6 protein-coding genes and 1 pseudogene are annotated in these 5,541 nt (G+C 40.3%); 4 read left to right on the forward strand and 3 right to left on the reverse strand.

Annotation, left to right across the window (positions count from 1 at the left end; all coding sequences use genetic code 11):
* A pseudogene (locus BUC07_RS20245) lies at window positions 1-264 on the forward strand (DUF5686 and carboxypeptidase-like regulatory domain-containing protein); the annotation flags it as partial.
* A 256-nt stretch (window positions 265-520) separates the two neighbouring features.
* Here the strand turns inward: BUC07_RS20245 and nhaD are convergent.
* Window positions 521-1,906, reverse strand: a complete 1,386-nt coding sequence (gene nhaD, locus BUC07_RS20250) for a sodium:proton antiporter NhaD (RefSeq protein WP_073174138.1) — start codon at window positions 1,904-1,906, stop codon at window positions 521-523.
* Between the two features lie 602 nt (window positions 1,907-2,508).
* Between nhaD and hflK the strand changes: the two genes are divergently transcribed.
* The 3 genes from hflK to BUC07_RS21025 are packed head-to-tail and all read left to right on the forward strand — an operon-like array spanning window position 2,509 to window position 4,668.
* A complete protein-coding gene (hflK, locus tag BUC07_RS20255; protein ID WP_073174140.1) occupies window positions 2,509-3,474 on the forward strand; it encodes an FtsH protease activity modulator HflK in 966 nt (321 codons plus the stop codon).
* 34 nt (window positions 3,475-3,508) lie between these two features.
* Entirely contained in the window at window positions 3,509-4,456 is a 948-nt protein-coding gene (hflC, locus tag BUC07_RS20260) for a protease modulator HflC (RefSeq protein ID WP_073174148.1), read from the forward strand.
* Complete coding sequence (locus BUC07_RS21025; RefSeq protein WP_073174142.1) at window positions 4,456-4,668, forward strand: hypothetical protein; 213 nt, start codon at window positions 4,456-4,458, stop codon at window positions 4,666-4,668. Before hflC ends, BUC07_RS21025 begins: the two co-directional genes overlap by 1 nt.
* 10 nt (window positions 4,669-4,678) lie before the next feature.
* On the opposite strand, the gene BUC07_RS20270 is transcribed toward BUC07_RS21025, so the two are convergent.
* Both BUC07_RS20270 and BUC07_RS20275 read right to left on the reverse strand, forming a co-directional pair.
* The gene (locus tag BUC07_RS20270; RefSeq protein WP_073174144.1) at window positions 4,679-4,870 is read right to left on the reverse strand and encodes a cold-shock protein; all 192 of its coding nucleotides are present in this window, start codon (window positions 4,868-4,870) and stop codon (window positions 4,679-4,681) included.
* A gap of 201 nt (window positions 4,871-5,071) precedes the next feature.
* Window positions 5,072-5,320, reverse strand: coding sequence for a carboxymuconolactone decarboxylase family protein (locus tag BUC07_RS20275; RefSeq protein WP_073174146.1), 249 nt, complete (start codon window positions 5,318-5,320; stop codon window positions 5,072-5,074).
* Window positions 5,321-5,541: the final 221 nt, after the last annotated feature.

Raw genomic sequence — 5,541 nt, forward strand, 5'->3', positions numbered from 1 at the left:
CTGCTAAGAAATTTAAAATTACGGGAAATGGTTTCATTGAAATGTCATTACGGAAAACTTACCGGCAGCTATAAACCAGTTTTCGATTTACCCGGTTATTATACCACTGAAATGAATAATCCGTATGTAGAAATTGGGTTCGGACTGACAAATATTTTTAAAGTGTTAAGAGTAGAATATGTGCATCAGCTTGGTGGTACGTATGCAAATCAAAATTTTGCTGACAGAGGCGGAATATTTTTCAGGGCAGAGATGAGTTTTTAATATAACCTTTTAAAAAGTTCAAATTTTAGCACAGAAAAGTTTTTACTATATCGAACATAGTCTAAATATATGTCTTACTGATGCTTATATTGTCGACTTTATTCAGGATGAAATTGATGAGGGCTTTTGAGGCTGCCCCGAAATAAATTTTAATATTGGAGCATTCTACACTGGGGAAGTTGCATTCACGTAGATAACAATCTAACTAACAGTAAAATATAGTTCATCTCACAAAACTGATTTTTGGACCTGGATTTTATAAAAACGACATCCCGTAGTAAGCAACGGCTCCGGCAAGGTAGCCAGAGAGGGCCAGCAAAGAAATACGTTTCAGGTACCAGGTAAAATCGATTTTTAGCATGCCCATAACCACCACCCCGGCAGCAGAGCCAATTATAAGAATACTGCCCCCGGTTCCGGCACAATAGGCGAGAAACTCCCAGAAACTTCCATTTTGCATGAAAAAGCTTTGGTACCCGTCAGCTCCGCCACCAACTACGTCATACATTCCCATAGCACCGGCAACAAGTGGGACATTGTCCACCACTGAAGAAAGTACTCCAATAACCAGGTTTATGGCGTAAATATTATGCAGGTTCTGATCAAGGAAGTGTGATAATATGCGTAAATGGCCTGCCGATTGCAATCCGGCTACAGCAAGCAAAATTCCCAAAAAAAACAAAATACTGGAGAAATCAACTTTTTTAAGTGCGGTTGTCACAGTGAATGCGCTTTTATATTCTATAGGTTTGGGTTTATGCAGCAATTCTGTTACTATCCATATTATTCCTAAAGCGCCCAGCATTCCCATGTATGGAGGCAAACCTGTAACTGTTTTAAAAACGGGCACCATCATTAAAAGGAAAACCCCAAGTGAAAATATGAGTTGTCGCTCCATTCTGCTTGTTCGGTTGGCTTTTTCGATTTCGATTGTCTCCTGCGGACGGGTAACATTTCCTTTCATTCCGAAAGAAACAATTACAAGTGGAGTCAAAATTGTAATAATACTTGGCAAGATAAGATGGGTAATAATGTGGGCCGCAGTTACTTGCCCTCCAATCCACAGCATAATCGTGGTTACGTCTCCGATTGGCGACCAGGCCCCCCCCGCATTGGCAGCAATAATTATCATACTGGCAAAAAACCATCGCCGCTTATTGTCGGTAACCAGTTTTTTAAGCAATGTAATCATAACAATCGACGTGGTAAGATTATCGAGCGCCGCCGACATGAAAAAACTTATAAAACTAAGCATCCACAATAGTTTTATTTTATCGGTTGTTTTAATTCTATCGGTGATAACCCTGAAACCTTCATGGCTGTCAATTAGTTCCACAATCGTCATGGCAGCCAGCAAAAACACAATGATTGATGCTATATCGGCCAGATGTTCCGTGATTTCATGATGTGCAATAAAGTCGATATACGAATGTTTTGATTGGGCTGTCAAGTCAGGGTTATTCTGAAGGAAATGCTCGTAATGAATATTCCCCGGAAGAATATCTCCCGCACCAACGATATAAAAGCCCCAGATAGCCACCCCCAGCAAAAGGGCGATGGCGGCTTTATCTATCTTTAGTACATGTTCCTGGGCAATTAAAATATACCCCAGTACAAATACTGCAAACATTGTTACAAACATAATTATGATACATTTTGTGATTCGGGGCGCTAAAGTATGCTAATTCACCATCCATTATTCTCCAGGGCTCATTAACTTTCTGTTAACGAATTCATAATCAGCACTAACGGCACACAAACAATTATCAATTAGCTGTTTACATTTTTTCGACAATATTAAATTCAGGTAAACCTCTAATTTCAGATATTTTTCACCTGATTATCAAAGAAATTACGTAGGCATTTTTCACCCGTTTCGAGAGCGTTCCGGTAAAAATACAGCGCTGGGAAAAATTCTGGAAGGAGCAAAAAATGTGCCCTGAGATCGTAGTTTTGGGATATCACTGTAAAGGATAAAATACGTATTGCAATTATTCATATTTTGCGATACTCGCTACTTTGAGTTCTGCAACCACATCTTAAGCCACAAAATCATAAAAATACAAAACCATGCAAACTTTTATTATCCACCAAAATTCATGTAAATCTTGTGCGAAAGAGGGATTAGCCGTTTTCAATTTTCCTGCACTGTTTTCGATATTTTGAAATGATAACATGAAATCATTGCCAAACCATACGAATAGTTGTAAATTCCAAGATTTTTAAAATCAAAAAATGTAGTTTATGAACAATCAGGAATTCAGTACAGATGAAATACAACAACTCATAAAAAAGCATTACAAGAAAGTAATTATTGTAATTGTGCTTCTAATTGTTGGATTTGGTTCATTTTTCCAGGTGGGTACCGAAGAAGAGGGAGTGGTAACTCGTTTCGGGAAACATGTCAGGACAGTTACACCCGGCTTGAAAATGAAAATACCTTTTATGGAAACGGTTTACAAAGTGCCTGTGGAAAGGCAAAAAAAGCAGGAGTTTGGTTTTCGTACGCAGCAAGCCGGAGTCAGGACGGCATACAGCCGCACAGGTTCTGTTACCGATGACGAAGCGATAATGCTGACGGGTGATTTGAACCTGGCTAATGTGCAGTGGGTAGTACAATACCGCGTAAGCGATCCCTACAACTATTTGTTCAAAGTGCGCAATCCCGACAATACCCTGCGCGACCTTTCCGAGGCTGTTACACGGCAAATTGTAGGCGACCGTACCGTTAACGAGGTATTAACCGTTGGTAGAGCCGAAATTGCCAGCGAAGTAAAGGTTTTGCTGCAGGAGATGGCCAGGGAATATTCACTGGGAATTGAAATAGCCCAGGTAGTGCTTCAGGATATCAATCCGCCGGAGTCGGTTAAACAGGCATTTAATGCTGTAAACGAAGCACAGCAGGAAAGGGAAACCCTGATTAACGAAGCCAAATCGGAATACAACAAGGTAATCCCGAGGGCCAGGGGACAGGCGCAGGAAACCATTCAAAAAGCCGAAGGATACGCCACCAAACGCGTAAACAACGCACAGGGAGAAGTGGCCAGGTTTAACGCCCTTTACAGCGAGTATGTCAGCGCGCCGGAAGTGACCAAAAGAAGAATTTATCTTGAAACTTTACAAGAAGTTCTGCCCAGGCTCGGAGACAAAATCATCACTTCAGAAAATGGCAACAACATGATTCCTTTACTGAAAAAGGATTTGAATTAAACACCCCAAAATCAATTTTTTTAAAAGAATGACAATGAATAAACAAAATAAAATATTACTAATTGTAGCAATAATTATTGCAGGCATAATTGTTTTATCGCAAAGTATTTACGTTGTAAATGAAACCCAGCAGGTGGTGGTCACTCAATTCGGCCGGCCGGTGGGCGATGCCGTGACCGACCCCGGGTTGAAAATCAAAACTCCGTTTGTGCAGAAAGCAAATTATTTTGAAAAGCGTTATATGGAATGGGACGGCGATCCCAATCAGATTCCCACCAAAGAAAAGAAGTTCATTTTTGTGGACAGCTACGCCCGCTGGCACATTACCGATCCGCTGCAGTTTTACAAGCGCCTTACCAACGAACGGGGCGCGCAAAGCAGGCTCGACGATATAATTGACGGCGAAACCCGCGACCAGGTGGCCAGTCACAGTCTGGAAGAAGTGGTCAGAAACACCAACCGCCAGGCCGACACCACGGCCAAAATAAGTGAGATTATTGAAGATTCGCTTGCCCAAATCGAGGTGGGCCGAAAACGAATCCAGAATATTATCCAGGAAACAGTTAACGAAGAAACACGGGACCTGGGCATCGAAGTACTTGACTTCCGGTTTAAACGGATCAATTACGTGGAGGATGTACGGGAGCGGGTTTACGACCGCATGAAAAGTGAGCGAATCCGGATTGCCGACAAATTCAGGTCGGAAGGTGAAGGCGAAGCCTCGAGGATCAACGGAGAAAAAGAGCGCGAATTGAACCAGATACAATCGGAAGCATATAAAGAAGCTGAGACAATTAAAGGAAAAGCCGATGCTGAGGCGGCCGGAATCTATGCCAGCGCCTACAACAAATCGAATAGCTCGAGAGAATTGTACAGCTTTATGAAAAGTATGGAAACCTTTCAAAGTACGTTCGACTCCACTACCACCGTTATCCTTTCAACCGACAGCGAACTTTATAAATACCTGAAAAGCATGGAATAATGGATTTTCGCGCCGGTACTTGCCGGCAAAAATTTGGAATAGCACCAATGCAATACAGCCTGCTTGATTTATGTATCAAGCAGGCTGTAAATTTTTCACAGTCAAATTTACCCGTATCTTTTATAACCGCAGTTAAACAGCATAAATCAGACCTAATAAAAATGCACAAAAAAATCCCGCGAAAAGCGGGATTAGATCATAACCGATTGTAAGCCTTATAAATTAAGCCAATTTGACATTTACGGCGTTTAATCCTTTTTTACCTTCTTCCAAATCAAAAGTTACTTCGTCATCTTCACGGATATTATCTTTTAACCCGGTTGAATGTACAAAATACTCTTTTGAAGATTCATTGTCTTTGATGAAACCAAAACCTTTGGTTTCATTGAAAAATTTTACTGTTCCTTTATTCATTGTATTATATTATTAATTGATTGCAAGTTACACTTTTTAATGCACAAAAAATTTATTTCTGGCTTTTTTTTGTTGTAAGTTGTTACCGAGTTACCGGGAATGTTCTTAAAGTAACCTCATTTCTTCAGTTATCGCATCCCGGGTTTTATGTAGGGGAAGCCATCTGCCCGGCAGGTGTCCTTTAAGTTTTTGCTAACACGATTAGCGCACGCTACGGTTCATTTTACTCAATTGGTCCGAGCGCAGCCCGAGTGGCTTTGTCATCAGGTTGAAATAATTCTCGGTGGCACATATCCAGGTTATTTCAATTATTTCTTTATCGGAAAAATATTTCTTAAGCAGCACAAAAGTATCTTCATCTGCATTTTTTGTTGTGGTTATTTCGTCAACATAGGTTAACAGAGCTTTTTCTTCTTCAGAAAAATGATCTGAATGCCTGAAATTCAACAATTCAATTATTTTTTGAACTTCAATCCTGTTTTTTTCGGCTTCATATTTTGATAAATCAGAACAGAAAGAACAATTATTCAGGGTTGAGACATAATTTCTTATCAGTATTTTTTTTGATTTGTGTAATTTTAGTTCAAATTAGAAACCCACGTTCTCTGAACGTGGTCAGAGTCGTTTTACGGGTTTGCCTATAAAAGACTCATTGCTAACTTTCGAAAGTT

The organism is Tangfeifania diversioriginum (assembly GCF_900141875.1).
Lineage (GTDB): Bacteria > Bacteroidota > Bacteroidia > Bacteroidales > Prolixibacteraceae > Tangfeifania > Tangfeifania diversioriginum.

Bases quoted from the DNA above. Each gene is read 5' to 3' on its own strand.
- nhaD (WP_073174138.1), bottom strand. From the start codon at position 1,906: ATGTTTGTAACAATGTTTGCAGTATTTGTACTGGGGTATATTTTAATT.
- hflK (WP_073174140.1), top strand. From the start codon at position 2,509: ATGAACAATCAGGAATTCAGTACAGATGAAATACAACAACTCATAAAA.
- hflC (WP_073174148.1), top strand. From the start codon at position 3,509: ATGAATAAACAAAATAAAATATTACTAATTGTAGCAATAATTATTGCA.
- BUC07_RS21025 (WP_073174142.1), top strand. From the start codon at position 4,456: ATGGATTTTCGCGCCGGTACTTGCCGGCAAAAATTTGGAATAGCACCA.
- BUC07_RS20270 (WP_073174144.1), bottom strand. From the start codon at position 4,870: ATGAATAAAGGAACAGTAAAATTTTTCAATGAAACCAAAGGTTTTGGT.